The following is a 24,626-nucleotide window of genomic DNA, read 5'->3' on the forward strand; positions in this document are numbered from 1 at the left end:
CGCCTCCATGCTGGTCTTCATACACACACATCCTCAAGTACCTACAATTTAGTGCGTACTTACCTTTCGGTATGTGGGAACACCGAGGACGCACGCGAGCAATCCGGATGGGTCAGGCCAGTAGAACCGCCCGCCCTGGGCCGACCGGCCACCTGCGGCCTACCTCTCAAGGCACGGTTTAAAGGGGGGCGCCTGCACCGAGCCGCCGCGTCGGCCCGTTGTGTCACAGATCGTCGACAGCGCCAACCGGGCAGCAGGCTTCTCCACTCTTGGAGTGCGGACCGGTGACCGCCGTCCGCCGACCGCACGAGCCGAGGAGAACCCCGCCATGCCCGAGACATCCACGCACCTGACCCGGCGAGTTCGGGGCAGGGGTAGGGGACTGGCCGTGGTCGGTGCGGTCCTCGCTCTCGCCTTCGCCGCCCCGGTCCAGGCGACGGCCGTAACCGCCAAGGCCCCCACCCCCACCGCCTCCGCCGTACCCGCCGCCTCCGCCGACCCGGTCTCCGTCCTGAAGTTCACCGCCCAGGAACGCAAGGACGCCCTCGCCTACTGGACGCCCGCCCGGATGAAGGCCGTTGGCAAGTCCGTGGACCTCGGTCCGACCGGGCCGAAGGCCAAGCCGTGGCGCGGCACCACCCTGAAGACCGTGGGGCGGCTCTTCTTCGTCAACGCGAGCGGCGCCGACACGTGGTGCACGGCCACCGCCGTGAAAAGCGCCAACCGCTCCGCCGTGATGACCGCCGCCCACTGCGTGCGCCGGGGCTCCTCTCCCGTCAACACCAACTTCTCGATGGTCTTCGCCCCCGCTTACAGCAAGGGCAGGACGCCGTACGGCACGTTCGCCGTCCGCTCGGCCGCGACTCCGCGCAGCTGGGAGACGGACTCCACCAACGACATGTCCACACTGACCGTGGACGCCGACAAGCGCGGCAAGAAGCTCACGGACGTCGTGGGCGGTCAGCCCGTCGCCTTCGACCGGCCCGTCGGCGGCACCGTCTCCTCCTTCGGCTACCCCGCCACCCGCCCGCAGCTCGGTGAGGAACTGCTGCGCTGCGTCGGTAGGGCGAAGAAGGAGCACGGCACGCAGGTCATCCCCTGCGACATGAGCGGCGGCTCCAGCGGCGGCCCGTGGCTGGCCGACCTCAACGCCACCACGGGCAAGGGAGTCCTCGTATCGGTCAACAGCTCACTGGACTCCCTGACACCGACCAAGATGTACGGAGAGGTGCTGGGCGCGACGGCCAAGAAGGTGTACGAGCGGGCGCAGCGCGTCTGAAGCACGTCACCGACGGGCCTTCTGGGAGCAGAGGCCCCCGCCACGTCACGCCCGCCAACTCCCTCGTCACCCCTCCGCGGGCCCCGTCACATAGGCCAGCGGAGGCGCTATCGCCTGGGCGTCCGCGCCCTCCCCGACCCACAGCCCGATGAACAGCGCGGCCGTCGCCTCCAGGAGCCCCGCCCGGTCCAGACCTCCGCCCGCCACGGGCTCACAGCCCACATCCCGCACCAACCGGTGTACGCGCGTCAGGGCTTCCTGGTCGTCGCCGCAGACCGGAACGGCCAGCGACCGCCCGTCGAACACGGGTGGCCGCATGCGCCACACACCCTCGTGGCAGACATTGAACGCCTTGACCACATGGGCTCCCGGCACCGCATCGGCCAACCGCCGCGCGGCCGAAGGGCCTTCCTCCGTGAGCAGCCGGAAGCCGGGCCCGACCGGATTGGAGCAGTCGAGCAGCACCTTGCCGTCCAAGGCCACCCGCAGTTCCCGCACGACATCCGCCCCCACGTCGAAGGGCAGCGCGACCAGCACCACCTCGCCGAACTCGGCGGCCGCGTGCAGGGTGCCCGCCTTCGCACCGCCCCCGACGCGCACCGCCAGCCGCTCCGCCTTGGCCATGTCCCGGCCCCCGATGGTCACTTCATGTCCGGCCCGCACCCAGTGGGTGGCGAGCGCGTCCGCCATGTTGCCCGTGCCCAGCACACCGATCCTCATCGTTTCCCTCACCGCGTCGCCTCTCCCTGCTCGCTTTGATCGTCAGGAACGACGCTAGGCGGCCCCTCGGGCACCATTTGGTAAGTGACCACCGATGACTTCCTCGCCGACTGCCGCGCCCGCCTCGCCTTCGACCTGCTCTCCAACACCTGGAACGCCGTTGTGCTGTGGGCGCTGCGCGACGGCCCCAGCCGCCCGGTCGAACTACGGGAGCGGATCGGGGGCATCAGCGCCAAAGTCCTCAACGAGACGCTGCGCCGCCTGCAGTTCAATGGCCTGGTGGCCCGGGACGCCCACCCCGGAGCGCCATCCCGGGTGGAGTACCGGCTCACCGCTCTGGGCCGGACGTTGCTCGGCCCCATAGACGCCTTCGGGGCATGGGCCTACGAGCACGGGGACGAGGTGATGGCAGCCCAGGAGGCAAGCTCCTAGGGCGGGAAAGACGAGCGGGGGCCCGCACCTCAGGTGCGGGCCCCCGGCTGTGCGGACTCTCAAGCGGTCAGAGGCCGAACTCCTGCGGCGAGACACCGAGCGCCGCGCACGCCTCGCGCAGGACCTGCTCCTCGGCCGGGGCGATGTACCCGTCGGCGCCCGCGACGACGAATCCCGTCTGTACGACCGCCTTCGCCTCCGCAGGCTTCTTCGCCGCCTTGGCGATCTCTTGCATGGCCTCGGTCTTGCCCTGCTGGAAGTTGAACGACAGCTGGTCCACGTGCTTGTTGAAGCGCTGGCGCAGCTGATCGGGCGGGAAGTTCTGCAGGACGTCGTTCTGGAGGATCAGCGACTCCACATGCTGCCGCTCGACCGGGTCGACCGACCCGTCGGCCGCCGCGACCAGGGCGCACATGGCCATGCTGGCGTCCCTGTAGGCACCGCTCTTCAGCTCCGTCTTGAGAGAGGTGAGCTGGGACTTGAGCACGCCCACGAGCTGCGCCTTGGAGCCCGAACCCGAGCGGGACCCCGACCCCGGCCCGGGGCCATGACCGCCGGAGCCGCGGGCCCCCTGCGACTGCTGCTGAAGACCCTTGGCCTGGTCCTTGATCCGGTCCCACATCGCCATCCGTGCCACCTCGGCTACCCGTTCGATTGTCCGCACGTGATCCGCGCGTCCCTGTGCCAACGTCTTCCCGCCCCGCGAAGTTCCATGACCCACGGAGTGGTTGACCCACGAGAGCCGACGGCCCGGCACGCGCGTGGGGGCGCCCCTTCGAGGGGCGCCCCCACGCGCGTGATGCCGGGGTCCGGTCAGCGTCAGTGCTTACCGGCGTCCTTGACCTTCTCCTTGGCCTGGCGGGCGTCGCCCTTGACCTGGTCGGCACGTCCCTTGGCGGTGAGGCGTTCGTTGCCCACGGCGCGGCCGGCCGCTTCCTCCACCTTGCCGGTGGTCTGCTCGGTCTTCGCCTTGGCCTTCTCATCGGCGGCCATGCTGCTCACACCCTTCAGTGTCGGGATCATGTGCTGCATGTACGTCTGGCCGCTGAGAGCGGGCGCAAACGTAGAAATTCCGGATGCGTTCCCCGAGGGCCCGGGCCGCGTCCCCAAGGCACCCGGTCCGCTCTCAGCGGCCGCGCCGCACCATGGCCGCCTTGCGGGCCTCGGCGAGCTTGCGGGCCTCGCCGGCCTTGCGGGACTTTCCGCCCGTACCGCGAGAGGCGTCCTTGCTGGTGCCCAGGCCGCGGAAGGGAGCGTTCGTGTTCTTGGGCCGTGACGAGGGACCGCCGTCGAGCGGGGTGCCCGAGGGTGCCTTGGCGCCGGTGATGCGGCTCAGCGCCGCCTCGCCCGAGCGCACCTTGGTGACCGTCGCCTCGATGCCCGCATCGGCCATCAGACGGCTCACCTCGCGACGCTGGCCCGACAGGACGAGCGTGACGACGCTCCCGGACTCACCGGCGCGGGCGGTACGGCCCGCGCGGTGCACGTAGTCCTTGGGGTCGGTGGGCGGGTCGACGTTGACGACGAGGTCGAGGTCGTCGATGTGCAGGCCTCGGGCGGCGACATTGGTCGCCACCAGGACGGTGATCTGGCCGTTCTTGAACTGCGCGAGGGTCCGCGTGCGCTGCGGCTGGGACTTGCCGCTGTGCAGGGCCGCGGCCTGCACCCCGCTGGCCCGCAGATGCCGGGTGAGCAGGTCTACGGAGTGCTTGGTGTCCAGGAACAGCAGGACGCGGCCGTCACGGGCGGCGATCTCCGTGGTGACGGCGTACCGGTCGGGGCCGTGGACGACCAGCACGTGGTGGTCCATCGTCGCGACCGCGCCCGCGGCCGGGTCGACGGAGTGGACGACGGGGTCGTGCAGGTAGCGCTCGACCAGATTGTCGACATCACGGTCCAAGGTGGCCGAGAACAGCATCCGCTGACCGTCGGCGTGCACCTGGTCGAGCGCCTCCGTGACCTGCGGCAGGAAACCCATGTCGCACATCTGGTCGGCCTCGTCGAGGACCGTGATCCGCACCCGTCCCAGATGGCAGGCCTTGCGTTCGATGAGGTCGTGCAGCCGGCCGGGGGTGGCGACGACCACCTCGGCCCCGTCGCGCAGGGCGGCGATCTGCCGGCCGGCCGACATGCCACCGACGACCGCGGCCATCCGCAGCCGCAGCGCCTCGGCGTACGGCGTGAGGGCCTCGGTGACCTGCTGGGCCAGTTCCCGGGTGGGTACGAGGATCAGGGCGAGCGGACGCTTCGGCTCGGCACGCCGCCCGGCCGTCCGCGCGAGCAGCGCCAGGCCGAAGGCGAGCGTCTTGCCGGATCCGGTGCGTCCACGCCCGAGGACGTCGCGGCCCGCGAGCGCGCTGGGCAGCGTCGCCGCCTGGATCGGGAAGGGCTCGTGGACGCCGAGGGCGGTGAGCGTGCGCAGCACCTCGGCGGGCAGCTCCAGCTCGGCGAAGGAGGTGATCGCGGGCACGGCAGGGGCGGGCTCACCGCCGGGGGAGCTGGGGATGCCGGGGCTGTCGGGGTGCTTCATGAAGAGCCTTCCGCAGAGGGAACGTACGAACGTACCGAGGAAGGCCCGGCAGGATGAGCGCACAAAGGACTCATGGTAACACAGAGTGACAGACCGGCGGAGGGGCACAGACGGCGGGCGACCGCTCCTCCGTGCCATCGTGGAGCCATGGCCATCGAAGTTCGCCCCGCTTCGCTCTTCGAGGACGTCCGCGCCGTGCTCGGCCCGAAGACGCCCGGGGCCAACGTCTGCTGGTGTCTGAGCTACCGGATCCCGTCCAAGCTCAACAACGAACTGCGCGGCCCCGCCCGTGGTGAGTACGTCGCCGAACTGTGCCGCAAAGGACCCCCTCCGGGGGTGCTCGCCTACGACGGGGACGAGCCGGTCGGCTGGGCGGCGGTGGCACCGCGGTCGGACACCGCCTTCGCGCGCAGCCGCGTCATCCCGCACGTGGACGACCTGCCGGTCTGGTCGCTGTGGTGCGTGCGCGTACGGCCCGGCCACCGGAAGAGGGGCATCTCGCACGCCCTGATCGCCGGGGCGGTCGAGTTCGCCCGGGCGCACGACGCCCCGGCGATCGAGGCGTACCCCCTCGACAACGGCGACGCCAAGGTCGATCTGACGATGGCGTACGCCGGTATCCGGAAGAACTTCGAGCGCGCCGGCTTCGCGTACGCCGCCGACACCACCTCGGTGCTGGCAGGTCACCCCCGCATCGTGATGCGGCTCGACCTGCGCTGACCCTGACCCCCGGCCTCCGCCACGGCCCGCGCATAGGCGTAGGCCACGCCCGGTTCCACCAGGCCGTGCTCCCGCAGCCTCCGCGCCAGCTGCGTCAGCCGCGGCGCGCTGCCGCGTACGTCGCACAGCAGCACTCGGCGCGGCGGCCGCGCCGCCGACGAGAGCAGCAGCTCCAACGAGCTGGCGCCGATGGATCCAAGACCCACGAACGCGACATCGAGGTCCGCGAGGTCCTGGCCGGTGGCGGCGAGCGCCGCGTGTGCCGTCCTGACCACCGACACGACCGTCACCGCGTGCCCGGTCGTGACGGCGGCGGTGCCTTCGACGGCCCGCAGCACGTCGTACCCGTATCCGCTCAGCGAGGGGATCATCCCCGCCAGCGAGACGCACCGGGCGCCGTACGACGAGGCCAGCGACGCCGCCCGGGAACAGCATCCGGCCGCCCACCGCCACGCGCGCGCCTACGCTGAAGGCATGCGCCTGCTGCTGACCTCCGACACCCACGTGCCCGCCAGGGCGAAGCGCCTGCCGGACGGCCTTCTGGCAGCCATCGACGTGGCGGACGTGGTGATCCACGCCGGGGACTGGATCGACGACGCCACGCTCGACCTGTTCGAGGCCAGGTCGCGTCGGCTGATCGGCGTGTACGGCAACAACGACGGCCCGTCACTGCGCCGACGCCTCCCCGAGATCGCCCGCGCGGAACTGGGCGGGCTGCGCTTCGGCGTCGTGCACGAGACAGGGGCGGCCACCGGACGCGAACGGCGGTGCGCCGAGCGCTTCCCCGACCTGGACGTCCTCGTGTTCGGCCACAGCCACATCCCGTGGGACTCCCGGGCCCCGGGCGGCCTGCGGCTGCTCAACCCCGGCTCGCCGACCGACCGCAGACGGCAGCCCTTCTGTACGTTCCTCACCCTGACCGTGGCGGACGGGGCCCTGCACGATGTCGTCTCGCACCGGCTGCCGCCTAGGAGTTGACCCGGGCCCCGGCGGCCGGGCCGGTGCGGGGAGGCTCCTCAGGGGTGCAGGGCGCCCCACGTCGCCGCGTCCACGACACCCGTCACGGGCAGGGCGAACTGGCGTTGCAGATGCTCGACCGACGCCTTGGTGACCTCTTCGAAGACGCCGTTCACGGGGACGTTCACATAGCGGTAGACCTCGTTGAGGATGCACTGGAGGTGCCGCACGGCCTCTCCCGTGCTCCCCAGCTGGAGGGTGCTGTGCCCGCCCAGATACATGCACAGACGCCACTCGGCGCCCGCCGCGACCTCGGGGCGGGCGCCACCGTCGGGGTCCTTGATGGCGGCGGCGCTGAGCTGCGGCGGCGCGCCCTCAGGGGCGCGGGCGGCGACGGGGCCTGCGGCGGACATCGCCAGCGCGGCGGCGGCCACGGCCACCGCGGCGGCCGTGCGTATCGTGCGTCCGGTCTTCATCGGGACTCCTCCTCGCGCCTGGGGGGCGCCTGCGGAAACTGATCGGGACAGGGCAGGTGTCGCGGGACAGCACGGTTCGGTGCGGGGCCCGGGGCGCTCAGTACCAGGGGCAGCGCGGCAGCCCGGCGACGGGGTGCGACATGCCGGAGGGGATCGTGACGACCTCCGCGGGGACGTTGCCCCAGCCCTTGATGCGGGGCAGCTCACCGACCTGGTCGCCTTGGGTGTAGTACCAGACGTTGTTGCCCTGGGTGTCCTTGGGACCGATGGTGTAGCAGGTGAACCAGGACGGCGAGAGGCGCAGCCAGCCGGTGATCGGCGCGTCGAAAGAGGGCCTGCCGTATACGTCCGACGGAAGGTTGTCGCAGTACAGCGCCTTGGTGAACGAGTTGCCGATGGTGTCGCGCAGTGTGACGCCCTCCTGGAGGGAACAGGTGGCCCGTGCGTCGGCGCTCGCGGGCGTGGCGGTGAGGGGCAGGCAGAGCAGCGCGCCGACGACCGCGGCGAGGGCGGCCGCGCGGGGCGAGCTGCGCGGGAGGGTCGATCCCCTTTTCATCGCGTACTCCTGATGGCTCGTCATGTGCCGGGGGAGGGTGGCAGAGGTGGCGCGGGGGCCGTTCACGACCAGGGGCACTGCGTGAGACCGGGGAAGGGGTGCTGGGGCGCCTTGACCGCGACCGCCGGCATGTAACCCCAGGCCTTGACGGTGGGGGAGGCCACGATCTGGTCGCCCTGGGTGTAGTACCAGATGTTGTTGCCCATGTAGTCGGAGCCCTCCTTCCAGCACACGAACCAGCGCGGGCTGAAGAGCATCTTGCCGACCACCGGACTCGTCGAGCGCGACTGGATGCGCACCGAGCCGGGAGTGAGGTCGCACCACATGTCCCCGCTGAAGTTCATCCCGGTCCAGTCCCTGTGCGGCTCACCGGGCCGCAGCCAGCAGGCCGGGTCCGCGTCGGCCGCGGCGGAGGCGGGCGCGGTGAGCGCGCCGCACATCAGCGCGGCGGCGGCCAGCGGTCCCACGAGCCGACGCGACCGACGCGGCCGGCCTCCGGGTCTTTCCCTCATGGCGAGCACACCCCTTGTCTCGGTGAACGGTCGTCCCGGCGGGCCCTCCGGTGCCTCTCCGCCGGTACGGGGCCGATGGTGACCGTGCCGCCTGACGTGCCGCTGACGAAGGGAAGTCGGCCCTCGTCAGCCCGCCATGAGACTCAGGCGCGCTCCGGGGCGATCTCCGCGAGCAGGCCCTCCACCAGGGTCTTGATCTCGTCGCGGATGGGGCGGACGGCCTCGACGCCCTGGCCCGCCGGGTCCTCGAGCCGCCAGTCGAGGTAGCGCTTGCCGGGGAAGACCGGGCAGGTGTCTCCGCAGCCCATCGTGACGCAGACGTCCGACTCCTCGACCGCGTCGACGGTGAGGACCTTCGGCGTCTCGGCGGAGATGTCGATGCCCACCTCCCGCATGGCCTCGACCGCCGCTGGGTTCACCTCCCTGCCCGGGTTCGACCCGGCCGAGCGGACCTCGACGCGGTCGCCCGCCAGATGGGTCAGCCAGGCGGCGGCCATCTGGGAGCGGCCCGCGTTGTGGACGCAGACGAACAGGACGGAAGGCTTCTCGGGCATCTGAGGCCTCTCTTGATGTCGGGCACGGCGGGGGAGCGGGTGTGCGGTGTGCGGGGGAGCGTCCCGGCGGGTGGGCGGAGGTTCACATCACTGGTCGCTGATGTGACAGTATCAGCCCATGCTGACATCAGCCGACACTGAACTGATCCGGGTGATCGCCGACCCGCTGAGGCTGCGGATCGTGACCCTGCTGGCCCACGAGACGCTGTGCACCACCCACCTCGTGGCGGAGACGGGCGCGAGGCAGACGAACCTCTCCAACCATCTGCGTGTGCTGCGCGAGGCGGGGATCGTGGAGACCGAGCCCTGCGGCCGCTTCACCTACTACGCGTTGAAGCCCGAGGTCATCGAGGCGCTGGCCGCCACCTTCGGCGAGCTGGCCGAGACCGCGCGCACCACCGTGGAGACCGGCCGGAAGCGGGTCTGCTGATGACCGCGACCGACCCCGGAACCACCTCGCCGCCCCGTGGCGGCGAGGACGCCTCGATCGTCGCCAGGCTCTCCATGCTCGACCGCTACCTCGCGGTGTGGATCCTCCTCGCGATGGCCGTGGGGATCGGGCTCGGACGCCTCGTCCCCGGCCTCGACGGCGCGCTCGCCGAGGTCGAGATCGGCGGCATCTCCCTGCCGATCGCCATCGGCCTGCTGGTCATGATGTATCCGGTCCTCGCCAAGGTCCGCTACGACAAGCTCGACGCCGTGACGGGCGACCGCACGCTCATGGTGTCGTCGCTGGTCATCAACTGGATCGTCGGCCCGGCGGTCATGTTCGCCCTGGCCTGGATCTTCCTGCCCGATCTGCCCGAGTACCGCACCGGCCTCATCATCGTGGGCCTGGCCCGCTGTATCGCCATGGTCATCATCTGGAACGACCTGGCGTGCGGCGACCGGGAGGCGGCGGCGGTCCTCGTCGCGCTGAACTCGGTCTTCCAGGTGATCGCGTTCGGCCTGCTGGGCTGGTTCTACCTCGATCTGCTGCCGACGTGGCTGGATCTCGGCGACGGCGAGCACCTCGACATCTCCATGTGGAAGATCGCCCTGAACGTGGTCGTCTTCCTCGGCGTACCGCTCCTCGCCGGGTTCCTCACCCGCCGCATCGGCGAGCGGAGGCTCGGCCGCGAGCGGTACGAGTCCGGCTTCCTGCCCAGGATCGGCCCGTGGGCCCTCTACGGCCTGCTCTTCACGATCGTCATCCTCTTCGCCCTGCAAGGCGGGACCATCACCTCGCGGCCGCTGGATGTGGCCCGCATCGCGCTGCCGCTGCTGGTCTACTTCGCCGTCATGTTCTTCGGCAGCTTCCTGCTGGGCAAGGCGCTCGGCCTCGCCTACGACCGCACCGCGACGCTGGCGTTCACCGCGGCGGGCAACAACTTCGAACTCGCCATCGCCGTCGCCATCGCGACCTTCGGCGTGACGTCCGGTCAGGCGCTCTCCGGGGTCGTCGGGCCGCTCATCGAGGTCCCGGTGCTCATCGGGCTCGTGTACGTCTCGCTGGCCTGGCGTGGGAAGTTCAGGGCCGTCAGGCGGTAGCGCGACCCAGCATGTGCCCCATCGCCGCCAGCACGGACGGCTCGACGCGGTAGTACACCCACGTCCCGCGCCGCTCGGAGGTGAGCAGGCCGGCGTCCTTCAGCTTCTTGAGGTGATGGGAGACGGTCGGCTGGGAGACCCCCACGTCGGAGATGTCGCACACACACGCCTCGCCGCCCTCGTGCGAGGCGACCAGCGAGAACAGCCGCAGCCGGACCGGGTCGCCGAGCGCCTTGAACATCGCGGCCGTCCGCACCGCCTCCTCGGCGGTGAGGGGGCGCTCCGTCAGGGGAGGGCAGCAGGGCTCGGCGCCCGGATCCAGCAGCGGCAACGCCTTCGCATTCGACATGTGTCTATGTTGACACATGTCGAATCAGAACGGCCCGCCCCTCGCGAGTCAGCCACTTACTTCGATTGATGTCTATGTTGACGACTGTCGAATCAGGTGTCATCCTGGCGGCACAAGCCATCGACAAACGTCGAATCAAAGAGGAGTCCCCGTGACTGCGCCGATCCCTCACACGCCCGCCGCCCTGCCCACCGTGGTGATCGGAGCCGGACCCGTCGGCCTGGCCGCGGCCGCCCGACTCGTCGAACGGGACATCGAGCCACTGGTCCTCGAAGCCGGCGCCGCCGCGGGCAGCGCCGTGCGCGAGTGGTCGCACGTACGCCTCTTCTCCCCCTGGGCCGAGGTCGTCGACCCCGCCGCCGAGAAGCTCCTGGCCCCCACCGGCTGGGTGAAGCCGGACGGCGCGGCCTACCCCACCGGCGGCGACTGGGTCACCGGGTATCTGCGGCCGCTTGCCGACGTCCTCGGCGACAAGGTCCGCTTCGGCGCGACGGTGACCGGGGTCTCCCGCCAGGGCCGCGACCGCGTCGTCGACGCCGACCGTGAACGGCAGCCCTTCACCGTGCTCGTCCGGAACACCGACGGCAGCGAGGAGCGCATCCTCGCCCGCGCGGTGATCGACGCCTCGGGCACCTGGTCCACGCCCGGCCCGATCGGCGGCGACGGCCTGCCCGCGCTCGGCGAACGGGCCTCCGGGGAGCGCGTCTCCTACCGCGTGCCCGACCTCAAGGACCCGGCCGTCCGGGCCCGTTACGCGGGCAAGCGCACCGCGGTGATCGGCTCCGGAGCCTCCGCGTTCACCGCGCTCGCCTCGCTGGCCGACCTCGCCAGAGAGGCCGCGGGCACCCATGCGGTCTGGGTGCTGCGGCGCGGCATCAGCGGCGCCACCTTCGGCGGCGGCGAGGCGGACCAGCTCCCCGCTCGCGGCGCCCTCGGCCTGGCGGCGAAGGCGGCCGTGGACGACGGGTACGCCGACGCCGTCACGGGCTTCCGCACCGACGCCGTCGAAAAGAGCGGCGCCCGCCTGGTGCTCGCCGCCGAGGACGGCCGCCGCCTCGACCCGGTCGACGAGATCATCGTCCTGACGGGCTTCCGCCCCGACCTGTCCTTCCTCGGCGAACTGCGCCTCGGCCTCGACGACCGCCTCCAGGCGCCGGTCGCGCTGGCCCCGCTGATCGACCCCAACCAGCACTCCTGCGGCACGGTGTACCCGCATGGCGTGCAGGAGCTCTCCCACCCGGAGAAGGACGTCTACCTGGTCGGCATGAAGTCCTACGGCCGCGCCCCGACCTTCCTCGCCATGACCGGCTACGAGCAGGTCCGCTCCGTCGCCGCGGCCCTCGCCGGAGACCACGAGGCCGCCGCGCGCGTGGAACTGACGCTCCCGGAGACCGGAGTCTGCGGCGGCGCGGGCCTCTTCGACGAAACGACCGACGCGCAGGAGCCGGGCAGTGCGGAAGAGGCGGGCGGTGTGAAGGAAGCGGGCGGCTGCTGCGGCACGCCGTCCGCGTGCTGAAACGCTCCGCGGGAATTGCAGCCCCCCTGCCCGCGTACATCGCCCGAACGGCGGTGAGCGTTCGCGCAAGCGGCCCAGAGGCCTTCTGCTGGAGAGCGATCGCATTTCCTACCACGGAGGAGATCACTCCATGCGTGTCCGCACTCTCAGTGTCGCCGTCCTGCTCGCCGCCACCACCGTCGTAGGCGGCGCGAGCCAGGCGCTCGCCGACGACGACGGCCCCACCGCCACCGGCGTCTCCTCGAACAACCCCGGTGTCATCTCCGGCAACAACCTTCAGGTGCCGGTCGAGCTGGGCGCCAACATCTGCGGCAACACCGTCGACATCCTGGCGGCCCTCAACCCGGCCCTCGGCAACATGTGCAAGGCCAACTGACCACGCTGTCAGCGAGGTCGACGCGGCCCGGACCGGGACTCCCGGTCCGGGCCGCTGTCGGTCGGGGTCGCCGCCGGTCAGCCGATGGAAGCCCAGTGCTTCCAGTAGTTCGCCGCACCGAACGAGACCCGGTTGGCGAAGGTCCCGTCGCCCTTGCCCGCGTTGAGCCACAGCCGGTCAGAGGTGTCCCGCGCGAGCAGATCCTGCTTGCCGTCGCCGTTCACGTCACCCGCGCCGATGACGTCCTTGTAGGAGGCGCCCCAGTCCTTGAAGACGAGGACGCGGTCCTTGAGCTTGCCGGTGCGCAGACCCGCGTAGCGCCACAGCTCGCCGGACTTGTCGAGGGCGAGGACATCCCCGACCCCGTCGCCGTTGAGGTCCCCGGCGCCGATGACCCGCGTATAGCCGGTCCAGGCGGTGCGGATCTTCACCCGTGACTTGAAAGCGCCCGCGCCGTCGGCCGCGTACAGGTACACATCACCGGTCGCCTTGTCCCGGGCCAGCAGGTCGGGAAGGCCGTCGCCGGTCTGGTCGCCGCTCGCGAACAGCGTGTCGTAGCGGCTCCAGTCCCGCGCGAGCCGCTTGTACGCCGAATCCGGCGAGGGCAGACCGCCGCCGCACACCGGGGTGTACAGGCGGGTCTCGCCGTCCGGCAGCCGCACGATCAGGTCGTTGCAGCGGTCGCCGTCGAAGTCGCCGAACGGCACCACGCGGGTCTTCTCGTCCCACGGCGAGGCGTAGAAGGTGTCCGTGGGGTTGGTGGTGTCCCCCGTGTACAGCTTCATCGAGGCGCTGAACGACAGGCCCGCCACATCGCCGCGCGAGTCGTCCGCGTAGTCGTGCCAGGCGGGCTTCCCGCGGGTGCCCGTCGTCGCGGTGAACGCCGCGGGCGTGCCCCCGTCGGCGGACGACTGCGTCCAGACCGCCACCGGACGGCCCTGCCCGTCGACGGCCGCCCGGCCGGCGCTCACGGTCTCCTTCGTCTGCGCGTTGAGGGTGCGCGGCTTGGCCAGGTCGCCGCCCTCGACGGTCTGCGCGACGAAGTCCTCGCGCAGGGTGCGGCCCAGCTCGAAACGCTTCTGCGTGTACGTGACGACGACCGCGCCGCCCGCGCCGGGCACCGCGCCCAGCGAGTCCGCGTCGACGTTCGAGGCGAGCTTGCGGGCCGCGCCCCAACTGCCGCGGGAGGCCAGGCGGGTGGCGACGCCCGGCGTACCGCGCGCCTGCATGCCGACCGCGGTGATGTCGCCGTTCGGCGCCGTCAGGAGTTCGGCGGGCGCGTACGTCCGTGCGCCGACGCCGATCTGCTCGGACTGGCCCCACTCCGCGGCACCGGCCGCCTTGCGGGCGTAACCGCCGTGCGAGAGCAGATGGAACCCGCCCTCGGGGTGGGCGGCCAGCGTGACCTGCTCGGGCTGCTCGCCGAGCTGCGCCAGATCGCGCGGCTCCGTCCAGGAGGACGCCGAGTCCGCGGGCTTCTCCACGTACTTGTAGTGCCACTTGTACGCGGTCGGGTCCGGGTCGACGCCATCGCCCGCGTAGTGGCTGTTGCCGCCCCAGATCACACCGACCGTGCCGGCGGGGTCGACGGCCACCCGCATGTCCCGCAGCGTGTAGTCGTAGGTGTGGTCGTCACGCACGATCGGGTCCGGCAGCTGGTCCAGCGTCTTCGGCGCGGACCAGTCGGCGCTCGCTCCGGACCGCTCGACGACGGTCAGGCGGCGGTCCTCGTCCATCCACGCGACGGCCTGCCGGCCCTTGGCGTTCGCCGCCAGCGTGGTGCTCTGCGTGCGCCAGTGGGCGCCGCCGCGGGTGACCGTGCCGGTCGCGATGTCCTCGGCGGGCGTGAAAGCGGTGCCGTCCGGCGCGAGGCGGGACATCTTCAGCGTGTCGGCTCCGCCGTCCGCCGCGCCCGTCCACCACAGCAGCGAGACGGCGCCGTCATCGGTGCGCTGGAGAGTGCCGCCCGGCGGCACGGGCGTGGCCGGCTGCCAGGTCGTGGCGCCCGCGGGCCGCACCGAGAGCACGGTCTTGCCGCCCTGGGTGAAGAGCCCGGCGACAGTGCCGTCGCGGGTCGACTTCAGGTCGACGACGCCGGTGATGCCGGTGATGCCGGGCAACTCCTTCGGCGCGGCCCACGGGCCGAGCCCAACCGGCACGGCGGCGGGCAGCGTTGCCGGCGCAGCCGCGGGAGCGGCCGCGGGCGCGGCCGCGGGCGTGGCCGCCTGGGCGTACGGCGCGGCGGCGCCCAGAGCGAGCGCGGAGACGAGCACGCTCCCCAAGAGCGCGCGAGACTGCATGGTCATATGAGAAAGCCCCCCCGGGCTTGATGCCTGTCCCGGCTCGCTGCCGGGAAAGTAGCCGAAGCGTATATCAGCCAAGATCGTGTCGCCGGGCCGGGATTCCGCCCCTCCTGACCCAGAACAGCAGCACTACCGAACACACCGCGGCGAACGCGCACCACGTCGAGATGTACTCCTGCCGCCACAGCACCAGGGAGACCGCGGCCCCGAAGCCGACCAGGAGTCCGAAGAGGACGAGGCCCCGGTCGCCGGAGAGGAGCAGGGAGCCGATCGTGGCGAGGAGATAGCCGACGACGACCAGCTCCGCCTGCGGCAGCCCCAGGGAGTAGCCGACGGTGTGGCCCCGGATCTCGGCCGTCACCGTGCGGGTCGCCAGTGCGTGGGCGAGCGCCGCCGCCGTCGCGGCCCCGGCCACGAGGGGGACGAGCAGACGGCGGCGGGCGCGCGGCGGCGCGGCGCACAGCACGGCCGCCGGCACCCACAGCGCCAGCAGCGGGAGCGCGATGACGGCCCAGGCGACGGTGGCGGGCCCGGTGCCGCCGCCGTTGCTCCAGACCGCGGCCTCGACGATCTGGTGGACCCCCAGGAGCAGCGGCAGCGCGGCCAGCGGCAGGTCACGGGGGCGTCGGAGCGCCAAGGCCACGGAGGCGACCCCCACGGCGGCGATACCCGTGCCCGCGACGAGGTCGGCCGTCGCGCTCCAGCACATGGCGGCAACGCTACGTGCGCTGTGGCGGGGGCGCGCGTCGGAGATCCGGCGCGACGGCCTCGCCACGCCTCGCCCTCATGACCTCGGAGTGCCTGATGACCTCGGAGTGAAGGGTCCTGCCGGGCCGAAGGCCGCGGCGGCGAAGCGTTCGCCGATCAGGCGGTGGGTGGCGGCGTCGGGGTGGAGCTGGTCGGGCAGCGGCAGCTCGGCGAAGTCGGCCTGGCCGTAGAGGTCGCGGCCGTCCAGGTAGTGGAGGTTCGCGTCGTCGGCGGCCCGCTGCTTCACGAGGCGGGCCAGCTCATCCCTGATCACGTTGAGCGTCAGCTTCCCCGCGGCCCGTTCGGCGGGGTCGCCCATCGCCACGAACCGGAGCCTGCCCTCACCGATGTCCTCGAAGTCGGGGGCGCCGGGTCCGGGCGTGTCCTCGTGGATCGGGCACAGGAGGGGCGAGACGACCAGCAGCGGGACGGTGGGGTGCCCCTCGCGGATCGTGTCGAGGAAGCCGTGCACCGCGGGCCCGAAGGCGCGCAGCCGCATCAGGTCCAGGTTGACGAGGTTGATGCCGATCTTGACGCTGATCAGGTCCGTGGGGGTGTCGCGCAGGGCGCGCGCGGTGAACGGGTCGAGCAGGGCGCTGCCGCTGAGACCGAGGTTGATCAGCTCCACGCCGCCGAGGGAGGCGGCGAGCGCGGGCCAGGTCGTGGTGGGACTCGCGGCCTCGGAGCCGTGGCTGATCGAACTGCCGTGGTGCAGCCACACCTTGCGGCCGTGCTCCGGGGCCGGCTCGACGGGGGCGTCGGTGCGCAGCGCGACGAGATGGGTGACCTCGTTGTGCGGCAGCCAGATCTCCACGTTCTTGACGCGGTCGGGCAGGCCGGGCTGGTCGGGCAGGTCGGGGAAACGGACCGTGCCGACGGGCCCCGGCACGGTCTCCGACGAACCGGTGGTCATGTCCACCTTCAGCACATTGCCGCCGGTGACACTGGCCTGTCCGGCGAGGGCGCCGTCGACCAGCAGGTCGTAGACGCCGTCCGGGCGGGGCGGGGCTCCCTCGTAGGCCATCTTGGTGCGGAGCGTGTCCAGCTTGATGGTGGTGGCGCGGGTGCGGAACACCAGCCGTACGCCGGAGGGCTGGGCCTCCGCCATGGCCAGCTGCCCGTCGGCGCACTGGGCGCGGGCCCGGGCGGGCAGCCGGTGCGGAAGCACTCCGTGCTCGGTGCGCTCCAGGTCGAGTGCGCCGCGCAGGAGATCCCGCGCGAGGGGGAGGGTGATCGGGGTGGTGATCCAGTCCGTTCCCCGGGGCCGCCCCGAGAGGGCGGAGGGGGAGCCGGGGACGGGGTCGTGCGGAGAGTCCATGATCTCAGCGTGACAAGCGGAATCGTGATCGGCACGTACTTTTCCGGCCCCGGCCGGGGCGGACGCTCCCGCTGTGGCCGTGGCGGACCCGCCCTGGAGGCTCCCGCTGTGGGCAGGCGTTCCGCAGGGCGGAACGGGTGGGCACAGCCCTCAGCGCAGGGTGCCGATGAAAGAGGCGGCACCCTGGACGCTGGGGGCGCTCACCGGACAACCTCCTCTACGAGGGCGGCGAGAAGCCGCGCCCGGGGACCATCTCGGCGACGATCACGTGCTCGTGGTCGGCGTGGGCGCCACCGCCGACAGCGCCCAGGCCGTCCAGAGTGGGGCAGCCGAGCCCGGCGGTGAAGTTCCCGTCGGACGCTCCGCCGACCGCCGCCGAGAGCAGCGTGCCAAGCCCCTGCCGCCGGGCGATCGCGTGGGCCCGCGCGAACAGCTCAGCCGACGAGGTCTCCTCCAGCGGCGGCCTGTTGGGGCCGCCGCGCACTTCGAGGCGGGCGCCCGGCACGGTCACCTTCAGTGCCCGGATGGCGGCATCCACCCGCTCCTGCGCCTCCAGGGTGGGCACCCGCACATCGACGCTGACCGCGGCCTGGGCGGGCACTGTGTTGCTCGCCGAACCGGCCGCCACCACCGTGGGGACCACAGTCGTACGCCAGTCCGCCGGCGCGCCCGCGTTGACCTCGTCGGCCAGCCCCTCCAGGGCGAGGGTGAGATGCGCCGCCTCGACGGCCGCGTTGACGCCCTTGTCCGGCTCAAGGCCGGAGTGGGCCGCCTTGCCGTGCACCACCAACTCATAGGCGGAGGTGCCCTTGCGCGCCGTCTTCAGTGCGCCGCCGTCCCCCGACGCCTCCAGGACGAAGGTCGCCGCGCACTGCCGGGCCGCCTCCTCGATGAGGGGGAGCGAGGTGTCCGAGCCGATCTCCTCATCCCCGGTCACCAGGACACACACCCCCTCCAGGGAGGGCAGCGAGGCCAGGGCGTGGAACATCTGCACCAGACCGGCCTTCATGTCGAAGATCCCGGGGCCACGCGCGATGCCGTCGCGCACCGACCACGGATGAGTCGCCAGCGAACCCATCGGCCACACCGTGTCGTGATGCCCCAGGAGCAGCACTTTGGGCGTGCCGAACACCCACCGCAGATGCGTCACCCCCTCGACGAGCAACCGCTCGGGCTCGGCACCGAGAAGCCGGGCACCCTGCGCGGCCACCGCCTCCGCGCTGCGTGCCACAGCAGCCAGGTCGGCGGAGTACGACTCGCACACCACCAGCTCCTCAAGGTCCGCGACCATCGCACCGAGCAGATCTTCGGTCACCTTCGGCTCCTTCCCGGAAACATTCCCGCGATGCTAAGGGCGCCAGTACAGCGCGGGATCCGGGTGGTCGGCAAAGCCCAGGTCGCGGTAGAGGGGTTCGCCTTCCGGCGAGGCGTACAGGTCGACGCGGGAGGCCTCCCGCTCACTGAACCAACGGAGCAGCGCCCGCATGATCGCCCGGCTGTGGCCGCGCCGCCGGTACGCCGGATCGGTGACCACGCCGATCACGTGGCCGACGCGTCCGCTGGGATTGTGCGGACCGGGAAACCACTGCTCGACCGTGCCGATGCCGCACGCGGCCAGGCCCTCGTCACCGTCCACGACGAGGATCCTCGCGGACTCCGCGGTCAGCTGCTCCTTCAGGACCAGAGCGAGGCGGTGGCGCCAGTCGTCGCCCGCCGAGGAGGGGTTGAAGTAGTCGCCTCCCAAGTCCGCGAAGAGCGACGCACGCAGGCGTACCAGCTCCGGAATGTCGTCCTCGACGGCCTGCCGTACGTCTTGCTGTTCCTCGGGCCGCACTTCGAGCTGCTTTTCGGGGCGTCTCATGAGAGAACCCTGCTGTAATCAGCTTATGCACCTCAACCCTTACGGAACAGACGCCGTGAACCTCGCGGCGGACCTGGCCAACCGGCGCCCGACCGACCCCGACGACCTGGCGAACCACTGCCGCGCGGCCGGCCTGACCCTGGAACGCCCGGCGGAACCAGTGGACTTGGCGATCCTGCTGGCCGCCCTCGACGCCTGGGAGAAGGTCGTCGACGCCACCGGCGAGCAGGAGCGGGCCGAGGCGGTCAACAGCATGCTGGCCGCGTCCGCCGCCCACCCCCGGCTGACCGACCACGCGGGCGACGGCTGGCATCTGCACTACCGCGAGGACCAACTGCCGCTCGGCGCCCTGCTGGCCTCCCTGATCTCGGTCGGCACCGCCCTGCATCTGGTGGGGCGCGGAATGCACCGGCTGCGGCGGTGCGAGGTCGCCGAGTGCACCACGATCTTCGCGGACACCTCCCGCACCGGACGGCAGCGCTACTGCTCCCACCCCTGCGCCAACCGCGACGCCGTACGCCGTCACCGCGCCCGTGCGAGGCCTTGCGCGAAGGGTTGACCGGGCGTTTGAAGGCGCTTACGGTCCCGATCGCAACTTCTTGCAGATTCAACCTGCAAGATTCTGCAAGCGATTCGTCGTGCCCACACCGCCGCCCGGGCTCCCGCGCCCGGCACCCGCGTCCCCCCACCCCACCGGAGGCCCCCATGAACGGCCCAACGCGCACAGCCCGCAGACCCATAGCCATGACGCTCGCCCTCGCGGCCGGCGTCATCGGGAGCCTCCTCACGCCGGCACCCCGCGCGGAGGCGTCCCCGCCCGGCGGCAAGGACGTCACCGCCGTCCTCTTCGAGTGGCGCTTCGACTCGGTCGCCCACGCCTGCAAGAGCCAACTCGGTCCCGCGGGCTATGGGTTCGTACAGGTCTCACCGCCCCAGGAGCACATCCAGGGCGGCCAGTGGTGGACCTCGTACCAGCCGGTCAGCTACAAGATCGCCGGGCGCCTCGGTGACCGCGCGGCCTTCAAGAACATGGTCGACACCTGCCACGGCGCGGGCGTCAAGGTCGTCGCGGACGCCGTGATCAACCACATGGCGGCCGGATCGGGAACCGGCACCGGCGGCTCGTCCTACACGAAGTACGACTACCCCGGCATTTACTCCGGCGCCGACATGGACGACTGCCGTTCCGTGATCACCAACTACGGCGATCGCGGGAACGTACAGAACTGCGAACTCGTCGGCCTCGCCGACCTGGACACGGGCGAGGGCTACGTACGCGGTCGGATCGCCGCCTACCTGAATGACCTGCTCTCGCTCGGCGTCGACGGCTTCCGGATCGACGCGGCCAAGCACATGCCCGCGAGCGACCTCGCCGACATCAAGTCACGGCTGAGTGACCCGGGCGTGTACTGGAAGCAGGAGGCCATCCACGGAGCCGGCGAGGCGGTCTCACCGAGCGAGTACCTCGGCAATGGAGACGTCCAGGAGTTCCGGTACGCCCGCGACCTCAAGCGCGTCTTCAACAACGAGAAGCTCGCCTATCTGCGCAACTACGGCGAGGGCTGGGCCTACATGCCCTCCGGGAAGGCCGCCGTCTTCGTCGACAACCACGACACCGAGCGCGGCGGCGACACCCTCAGCTACAAGGACGGCGCCAACTACACCCTGGCCAACGTCTTCATGCTCGCCTGGCCCTACGGGGCGCCCGACGTCCACTCCGGATACGAGTTCTCCGACCGCGACGCCGGGCCGCCCAACGGGGGCACGGTGAAGGCCTGTTACTCCGACGGCTGGAAGTGCCAGCACGCGTGGCGCGAGATCTCGAAGATGGTCGCCTTCCGCAACACCGCGCGCGGCCAGGGCGTCACCCACTGGTGGGACAACGGCAACAACCAGATCGCCTTCGGGCGCGGTGACAAGGCGTACGTCGCGATCAACCACGAGACCTCCTCGCTGCACCGCACCTTCCAGACCTCCCTGCCCGCGGGGGAGTACTGCGACGTCCAGTCCGGCAGGCGCGTCACCGTCAACGCCGCCGGGCAGTTCACGGCCACGCTCGGCGCCAACACGGCGGTCGCGCTGCACGTGGGTGCGAGGAAGTGCGGGGCCTGAACCCCCGTCCCCGTAAACGCTGTTGATCACCCGGGGCGAGCGGGGTAGGAAGGCGTCATGACTGTTCTCGGTATGGTGTTCCGGCCCCAGCTTCCCCCCGAGCGACTGCGCTCCATGGTGCGCGCGGCCGACGAGGCGGGCCTCGCGGAGCTGTGGCTCTGGGAGGACTGCTTCCTGGAGAGCGGCATCGCCTCCGCGGCCGCGGCACTGGCCTGGTCCGAGCGGCTGCGTGTGGGGGTCGGTCTGCTGCCCGTCCCACTGCGCAACGCCGCACTCGCCACGATGGAGGCGGCCACGCTGCACCGGCTCTTCCCCGGCCGGGTCATGCTCGGTGTCGGGCACGGCGTGCAGGACTGGATGGGGCAGGTGGGCGCGCGGGCCGAGTCGCCGCTGACCCTGCTGCGCGAACACCTCGACGCCATGCGGGCGTTGCTCGCGGGCGAGCGCGTCACCACAGAGGGGCGGTACGTCCGGCTCGACGGCGTCGCCCTCGACTGGCCGCCCGCCTCCGCGCCCGCCGTCTACGCCGGTGCGCGCGGGCCCCGCTCGGTGCGGCTGACCGGGGAGGCCGCCGACGGCACGATCCTGGACGCGAGCACCACACCGGAGGGCGTGCGCGCGGCGCGCCGCCTCATCGACGAGGGAAGGCGGAGTGCCGGGCGCGGGGGAGCGGCCCACCCGGTGGTGGTCTACCTCCACGCGGCGACCGGTCCGGACGCGCGGGAGCGGCTGCGCGCCGAACTCGGGCGCGACGGCCAGGAGGGGACGCCCGGCCTCGGGGCGGCGGGCGACGCCGAGCACGTGGCGAAGGCCGTCCGGCGGCTCGCCGAGGCGGGCGCCGACACCGTCGTCCTCCAGCCCACCGCCGACGAACCGGACCCGGAGGGCTTCATCCGCTTCATCACGGACGAGGTCGGCCCGCTGGTGCCGTAGGGCCTGCCCGGCGGGGGCCCACCAGGAGCCCTCGCCGACGGGGGACCTTAGGCTCATCCGTATGGGAAACAGAGAGGCGGAGAGCAACGGCGAGACGACACCCTCGCAGGCCGCGACCGCCCCCGGAGCCGCGACCGGCGCCGGATCGCTGGATCTCAACCAGTTGCGCACCTTCCTCGCCGTCTACCGCTCCGGCTCCTTCACCGCGGCCGCCCGCCTCCTCGGACTCTCGCAGCCCACGGTCACCGCGCAGATCCGCTCCCTGGAGCGTCAGCTCGACCGAGAACTGTTCGAGCGGCTGCCGCGCGGCGCCGCCCCCGCCCCCTTCGCCGACGAACTGGCGTCCCGGATCGTCGAGCCCCTGGACGCGCTCGCCGAGGTCGCGGGCCACGGCGGCCACGGCTCGACGGAACCCGTCCATCTGGCGGGACCCGCCGAATTCCTCTCCCACTGCGTGGTGCCCGGCCTCGCGCCCCTCGTCGAGAAGGGCGTACGGCTGCGGATCACCACGGGCCTCACCGACGACCTCCTCGACGGTCTGCGCGCGGGCCGCCACGACCTGGTGGTCGCCACCGTCCGGCCCCGCGGCCGGGCGCTGGCCTCCGTGCCCCTCGCGGACGAGGAGTTCGTGCTCGTCGCGGCGGGCGGCTGGGCGGAGCGGGTCGGCGGGCGGGAGCGGATCGCCGCCCACGGACCCGCCGCGCTGCGGGGCGTGCCCCTGGTGGCGTACGCCGAGGACGTGCCCATCGTCCGCCGCTACTGGCGCCACGTCTTCGGCAAGCGCCTGGTGTGCGAGCCCGCCGTCACCATGCCCGACCTGCGCGCGGTCAAGGCGGCGGTGGTGGGCGGCGCCGGGTTCAGCGTGCTGCCCCGCTATCTGTGCCTCGACGAGCTGGCGTCCGGAGCCCTGGTCCTGCTGAACGACCCGGAGGACCCGCCGATCAACACCGGCTACCTCGTGCAGCGCCCCGGCTCATCGGAGAACCCACACGTCGCGCTGGTCCGCGACCACCTGCTGGCGTCCGCACGGGACTGCTAGGCCCCTTCGGCCATGCCCTCAGGGCGCTAGGGGTCCGTGAGCGGGTCCTGACACCGCGCGCGCCGCGCCGCCGCGAGACGGAGCGGGACGCGCGGTGCTCAGGACAGGGCGTCGACGGTCGGTACGACGGTGCCGAACAGGTCGGTGACGGCTGTCAGGGCCGCCGTGTGGAGCGCGGCCGCCGACAGGACCGTGCCGTCAGGGGCGGTGAGGGCGCGGGTGGCGGTGGCCTCGGCGACGACGGTGGGCCGGTAGCCGAGGTTGAAGGCGCCCTGCGCGGTGTAGTTGACGCACATGTGCGTCATGAAACCGGCGAGCACCAGGTCCTTGCCGCCGCCCGGGGTGACGCCCAGGTCGGTCAGCGTCTTCTCCAGCTCGGTGGCGTGGAAGGAGTTGGGGAACTGCTTGACCACGACCGGCTCCCCGTCCACCGGGGCGACCTCGTCGCTGAGGGTGCCGATGTGCGCGCGGATGTCGTAAGGAGTGTTCTCACCGCCGTCGTTGATGACGTGGACCACCGGGATGCCCGCGGCCCTGGCCCGCTCCAGCAGGCGTGCCCCCGCCGCGAGTGCCGCCTCGGCACCTTCCAGGGCCATCACTCCGGTGCGGTAGGTGTTCTGGAAGTCGATCATTATCAGCGCGGACTCGCTCAGCCGGGGCGGCTGGTTGTCCAGGCCGATCACGTCGCGCAGGGTGGTGGACGCGGGGTTCGAGTGCGTATTCGTGGTCATCGGGATGCCTTTCACGGGAAATGGGGGTCAGTTGGTGCCGACGCGGAAGCGGCGGCGGTAGGCGGCGGGGGTGATGGCGAGCTGTCGCCGGAAGGCGCGGTGCAGGGTCTCCACCGAACCGAGCCCGGCGGCCGCGGCGACCTGCTCCAGGGAGTGGTCCGTGGTCTCCAGGAGGCGGCGGGCCGCCTCCACCCGGGCCGCCTCGACGTACTCGGCCGGGCTGGTGCCCGTCTCCTGTTTGAACACGCGGGCGAAGTGCCGTTCGCTGAGGCACATCCGGGCCGCGAGCGCCGCCGCGGACAGCTCGTCGCCGAGGTGTTCGGCGATCCACAGCCGCAGCGCGTCGATGTCACGGCGTTCGGACGCGGGGCGGCTGAGCGGCACCGAGAACTGGCTCTGCCCGCCCTGCCGCTTGAGGAACATCACCAGCTGCCGGGCCACCGCCAGGGCGACGTCCTCGCCCTGGTCCTCGGCGACCAGCGCCAGCGCGAGATCCAGACAGGCGCTGATCCCGGCGCCGGTCCACAGCCGGCCGCGATCGGCGCGTACGAAGATCGGGTCCGGGTCGACCGTGACGTCCGGGTGGTCGGCGGCGAGCTGCGCGGCGGTCGACCAGTGGGTGGTCGCCGTCTTGCCGTCGAGGAGTCCGGCCGCGGCCAGCAGATGGGCGCCGACACACACCGACGCCACCCGGCCCGCGCGCGGGGCGGTCTCCCTCAGCCACTGGACGACCTCGCCGTCGATACGGGCGAGCGGACCGTCGTCGGTCATGTCGACCGCGCCGGGCACCAGCAGGGTGTCCACCCGCTCACCGATCTCCGCGAAGGACACATCGGTGAGCAGCCGCACGCCCGCCGACGTGCGCACCGGACCGGCGACCGGCCCGGCGAGGCGGACCTCGTACCCGGCGCGGCCCCGCGTCTCCCGGTTGGCCAGCGAGAAGACCTCGGCGGGGCCGGTCACGTCGAGGAGATCGACATCGGGGAAGACCGCGATGACGACGCGGTGTGCGGTAGGCATGCGGCAATCCTCGCGCCGCCGCCCGATGGCCGCAATGACGATTCCCTGTCACATC

The 24,626-nt window shown here is 71.9% G+C and carries 28 protein-coding genes and 1 pseudogene; 12 read left to right on the top strand and 17 right to left on the bottom strand.

Features of this window, described 5'->3' with window-relative positions; translation table 11 throughout:
• Positions 1-328 precede the first annotated feature (328 nt).
• Complete coding sequence (locus DMA15_RS38085; protein ID WP_125516627.1) at positions 329-1,279, top strand: trypsin-like serine protease; 951 nt, start codon at positions 329-331, stop codon at positions 1,277-1,279.
• 66 nt (positions 1,280-1,345) lie between these two features.
• On the opposite strand, the gene DMA15_RS34790 is transcribed toward DMA15_RS38085, so the two are convergent.
• The gene (locus DMA15_RS34790; RefSeq protein WP_125518213.1) at positions 1,346-1,999 is read right to left on the bottom strand and encodes an NADPH-dependent F420 reductase; all 654 of its coding nucleotides are present in this window, start codon (positions 1,997-1,999) and stop codon (positions 1,346-1,348) included.
• An 84-nt stretch (positions 2,000-2,083) separates the two neighbouring features.
• Between DMA15_RS34790 and DMA15_RS34795 the strand changes: the two genes are divergently transcribed.
• Entirely contained in the window at positions 2,084-2,431 is a 348-nt protein-coding gene (locus DMA15_RS34795) for a helix-turn-helix domain-containing protein (protein WP_125516628.1), read from the top strand.
• 67 nt (positions 2,432-2,498) lie between these two features.
• On the opposite strand, the gene DMA15_RS34800 is transcribed toward DMA15_RS34795, so the two are convergent.
• The 3 genes from DMA15_RS34800 to DMA15_RS34810 form a co-directional block, all read right to left on the bottom strand.
• On the bottom strand, positions 2,499-3,059 hold the full coding sequence (locus DMA15_RS34800; protein WP_125516629.1) for a TerB family tellurite resistance protein: 561 nt from the start codon (positions 3,057-3,059) through the stop codon (positions 2,499-2,501).
• Between the two features lie 191 nt (positions 3,060-3,250).
• The gene (locus DMA15_RS34805) at positions 3,251-3,424 is read right to left on the bottom strand and encodes a CsbD family protein (protein WP_125518214.1); all 174 of its coding nucleotides are present in this window, start codon (positions 3,422-3,424) and stop codon (positions 3,251-3,253) included.
• A 133-nt stretch (positions 3,425-3,557) separates the two neighbouring features.
• The gene (locus DMA15_RS34810; protein WP_125516630.1) at positions 3,558-4,961 is read right to left on the bottom strand and encodes a DEAD/DEAH box helicase; all 1,404 of its coding nucleotides are present in this window, start codon (positions 4,959-4,961) and stop codon (positions 3,558-3,560) included.
• A gap of 147 nt (positions 4,962-5,108) precedes the next feature.
• On the opposite strand from DMA15_RS34810, the gene DMA15_RS34815 reads away from it, so the two are divergent.
• Entirely contained in the window at positions 5,109-5,681 is a 573-nt protein-coding gene (locus DMA15_RS34815) for a GNAT family N-acetyltransferase (protein ID WP_125516631.1), read from the top strand.
• Here DMA15_RS34815 and DMA15_RS34820 read toward each other — a convergent pair.
• Positions 5,645-6,052, bottom strand: coding sequence for a hypothetical protein (locus DMA15_RS34820; protein ID WP_240660100.1), 408 nt, complete (start codon positions 6,050-6,052; stop codon positions 5,645-5,647). The genes DMA15_RS34815 and DMA15_RS34820 overlap by 37 nt on opposite strands.
• A gap of 103 nt (positions 6,053-6,155) precedes the next feature.
• Here DMA15_RS34820 and DMA15_RS34825 point away from each other — a divergent pair, with 103 nt between their 5' ends.
• Positions 6,156-6,659 (top strand): metallophosphoesterase, encoded by a 504-nt coding sequence (locus DMA15_RS34825; protein ID WP_125516632.1) that lies wholly within the window; start codon positions 6,156-6,158, stop codon positions 6,657-6,659.
• Positions 6,660-6,697: 38 nt separating this feature from the next.
• Here DMA15_RS34825 and DMA15_RS34830 read toward each other — a convergent pair whose 3' ends face one another.
• The 4 genes from DMA15_RS34830 to DMA15_RS34845 form a co-directional block, all read right to left on the bottom strand.
• Entirely contained in the window at positions 6,698-7,114 is a 417-nt protein-coding gene (locus tag DMA15_RS34830; protein WP_125516633.1) for a peptidoglycan-binding domain-containing protein, read from the bottom strand.
• Between the two features lie 97 nt (positions 7,115-7,211).
• A complete protein-coding gene (locus DMA15_RS34835) occupies positions 7,212-7,670 on the bottom strand; it encodes a hypothetical protein (RefSeq protein WP_125516634.1) in 459 nt (152 codons plus the stop codon).
• Positions 7,671-7,732: 62 nt separating this feature from the next.
• Complete coding sequence (locus DMA15_RS34840) at positions 7,733-8,137, bottom strand: hypothetical protein (RefSeq protein WP_125516635.1); 405 nt, start codon at positions 8,135-8,137, stop codon at positions 7,733-7,735.
• 188 nt (positions 8,138-8,325) lie between these two features.
• Positions 8,326-8,736, bottom strand: a complete 411-nt coding sequence (locus DMA15_RS34845) for an arsenate reductase ArsC (protein WP_125516636.1) — start codon at positions 8,734-8,736, stop codon at positions 8,326-8,328.
• A gap of 118 nt (positions 8,737-8,854) precedes the next feature.
• On the opposite strand from DMA15_RS34845, the gene DMA15_RS34850 reads away from it, so the two are divergent.
• Together DMA15_RS34850 and arsB are read left to right on the top strand one after the other, a co-directional pair.
• Positions 8,855-9,166: a metalloregulator ArsR/SmtB family transcription factor gene (locus DMA15_RS34850; protein WP_125516637.1), complete on the top strand. Its 312-nt coding sequence runs from the start codon at positions 8,855-8,857 to the stop codon at positions 9,164-9,166.
• Positions 9,166-10,266, top strand: coding sequence for an ACR3 family arsenite efflux transporter (gene arsB / locus DMA15_RS34855; protein ID WP_125516638.1), 1,101 nt, complete (start codon positions 9,166-9,168; stop codon positions 10,264-10,266). The genes DMA15_RS34850 and arsB overlap by 1 nt, the downstream gene beginning before the upstream one ends.
• Here arsB and DMA15_RS34860 read toward each other — a convergent pair.
• Positions 10,256-10,615, bottom strand: a complete 360-nt coding sequence (locus DMA15_RS34860; RefSeq protein ID WP_125516639.1) for a metalloregulator ArsR/SmtB family transcription factor — start codon at positions 10,613-10,615, stop codon at positions 10,256-10,258. The two genes, arsB and DMA15_RS34860, sit on opposite strands and share 11 nt — an antisense overlap.
• Positions 10,616-10,766: 151 nt before the next feature.
• Between DMA15_RS34860 and DMA15_RS34865 the strand changes: the two genes are divergently transcribed.
• Entirely contained in the window at positions 10,767-12,131 is a 1,365-nt protein-coding gene (locus DMA15_RS34865; RefSeq protein ID WP_240660101.1) for an NAD(P)-binding domain-containing protein, read from the top strand.
• Positions 12,132-12,261: 130 nt separating this feature from the next.
• The gene (locus tag DMA15_RS34870; RefSeq protein ID WP_125516641.1) at positions 12,262-12,507 is read left to right on the top strand and encodes a chaplin; all 246 of its coding nucleotides are present in this window, start codon (positions 12,262-12,264) and stop codon (positions 12,505-12,507) included.
• A 77-nt stretch (positions 12,508-12,584) separates the two neighbouring features.
• Here the strand turns inward: DMA15_RS34870 and DMA15_RS34875 are convergent, their stop codons facing one another.
• The 5 genes from DMA15_RS34875 to DMA15_RS34895 form a co-directional block, all read right to left on the bottom strand.
• Positions 12,585-14,807 carry a VCBS repeat-containing protein gene (locus DMA15_RS34875; RefSeq protein WP_125516642.1) on the bottom strand — a complete coding sequence of 741 codons (2,223 nt, stop codon included), beginning with the start codon at positions 14,805-14,807 and terminating at the stop codon, positions 12,585-12,587.
• 73 nt (positions 14,808-14,880) lie between these two features.
• A complete protein-coding gene (locus DMA15_RS34880) occupies positions 14,881-15,519 on the bottom strand; it encodes a DUF6629 family protein (RefSeq protein WP_125516643.1) in 639 nt (212 codons plus the stop codon).
• A gap of 75 nt (positions 15,520-15,594) precedes the next feature.
• Entirely contained in the window at positions 15,595-16,875 is a 1,281-nt protein-coding gene (locus DMA15_RS34885) for a GDSL-type esterase/lipase family protein (protein WP_125516644.1), read from the bottom strand.
• A gap of 217 nt (positions 16,876-17,092) precedes the next feature.
• Positions 17,093-18,190, bottom strand: coding sequence for a M20 family metallopeptidase (locus DMA15_RS34890; protein WP_346428941.1), 1,098 nt, complete (start codon positions 18,188-18,190; stop codon positions 17,093-17,095).
• A 33-nt stretch (positions 18,191-18,223) separates the two neighbouring features.
• Positions 18,224-18,736, bottom strand: coding sequence for a GNAT family N-acetyltransferase (locus tag DMA15_RS34895; protein ID WP_125516645.1), 513 nt, complete (start codon positions 18,734-18,736; stop codon positions 18,224-18,226).
• A 25-nt stretch (positions 18,737-18,761) separates the two neighbouring features.
• Here DMA15_RS34895 and DMA15_RS34900 point away from each other — a divergent pair, with 25 nt between their 5' ends.
• The 4 genes and pseudogenes from DMA15_RS34900 (at position 18,762) to DMA15_RS34915 (ending at position 22,820) form a co-directional block, all read left to right on the top strand.
• Positions 18,762-19,295: a CGNR zinc finger domain-containing protein gene (locus DMA15_RS34900; RefSeq protein WP_125516646.1), complete on the top strand. Its 534-nt coding sequence runs from the start codon at positions 18,762-18,764 to the stop codon at positions 19,293-19,295.
• 146 nt (positions 19,296-19,441) lie between these two features.
• Positions 19,442-20,842 (top strand): annotated as a pseudogene (locus DMA15_RS34905) (alpha-amylase family protein); the annotation flags it as partial.
• 63 nt (positions 20,843-20,905) lie between these two features.
• Complete coding sequence (locus DMA15_RS34910) at positions 20,906-21,781, top strand: LLM class flavin-dependent oxidoreductase (protein ID WP_125516648.1); 876 nt, start codon at positions 20,906-20,908, stop codon at positions 21,779-21,781.
• Positions 21,782-21,842: 61 nt separating this feature from the next.
• On the top strand, positions 21,843-22,820 hold the full coding sequence (locus tag DMA15_RS34915) for a LysR family transcriptional regulator (protein WP_125516649.1): 978 nt from the start codon (positions 21,843-21,845) through the stop codon (positions 22,818-22,820).
• 98 nt (positions 22,821-22,918) lie between these two features.
• On the opposite strand, the gene DMA15_RS34920 is transcribed toward DMA15_RS34915, so the two are convergent.
• Together DMA15_RS34920 and DMA15_RS34925 are read right to left on the bottom strand one after the other, a co-directional pair.
• Entirely contained in the window at positions 22,919-23,551 is a 633-nt protein-coding gene (locus DMA15_RS34920; protein WP_125516650.1) for an isochorismatase family protein, read from the bottom strand.
• Between the two features lie 27 nt (positions 23,552-23,578).
• A complete protein-coding gene (locus DMA15_RS34925; RefSeq protein WP_125516651.1) occupies positions 23,579-24,571 on the bottom strand; it encodes a helix-turn-helix domain-containing protein in 993 nt (330 codons plus the stop codon).
• Positions 24,572-24,626 lie beyond the last annotated feature (55 nt).

The sequence above is a fragment of the Streptomyces sp. WAC 01529 genome, assembly GCF_003945545.1.
Taxonomy (GTDB): domain Bacteria; phylum Actinomycetota; class Actinomycetes; order Streptomycetales; family Streptomycetaceae; genus Streptomyces; species Streptomyces anatolicus.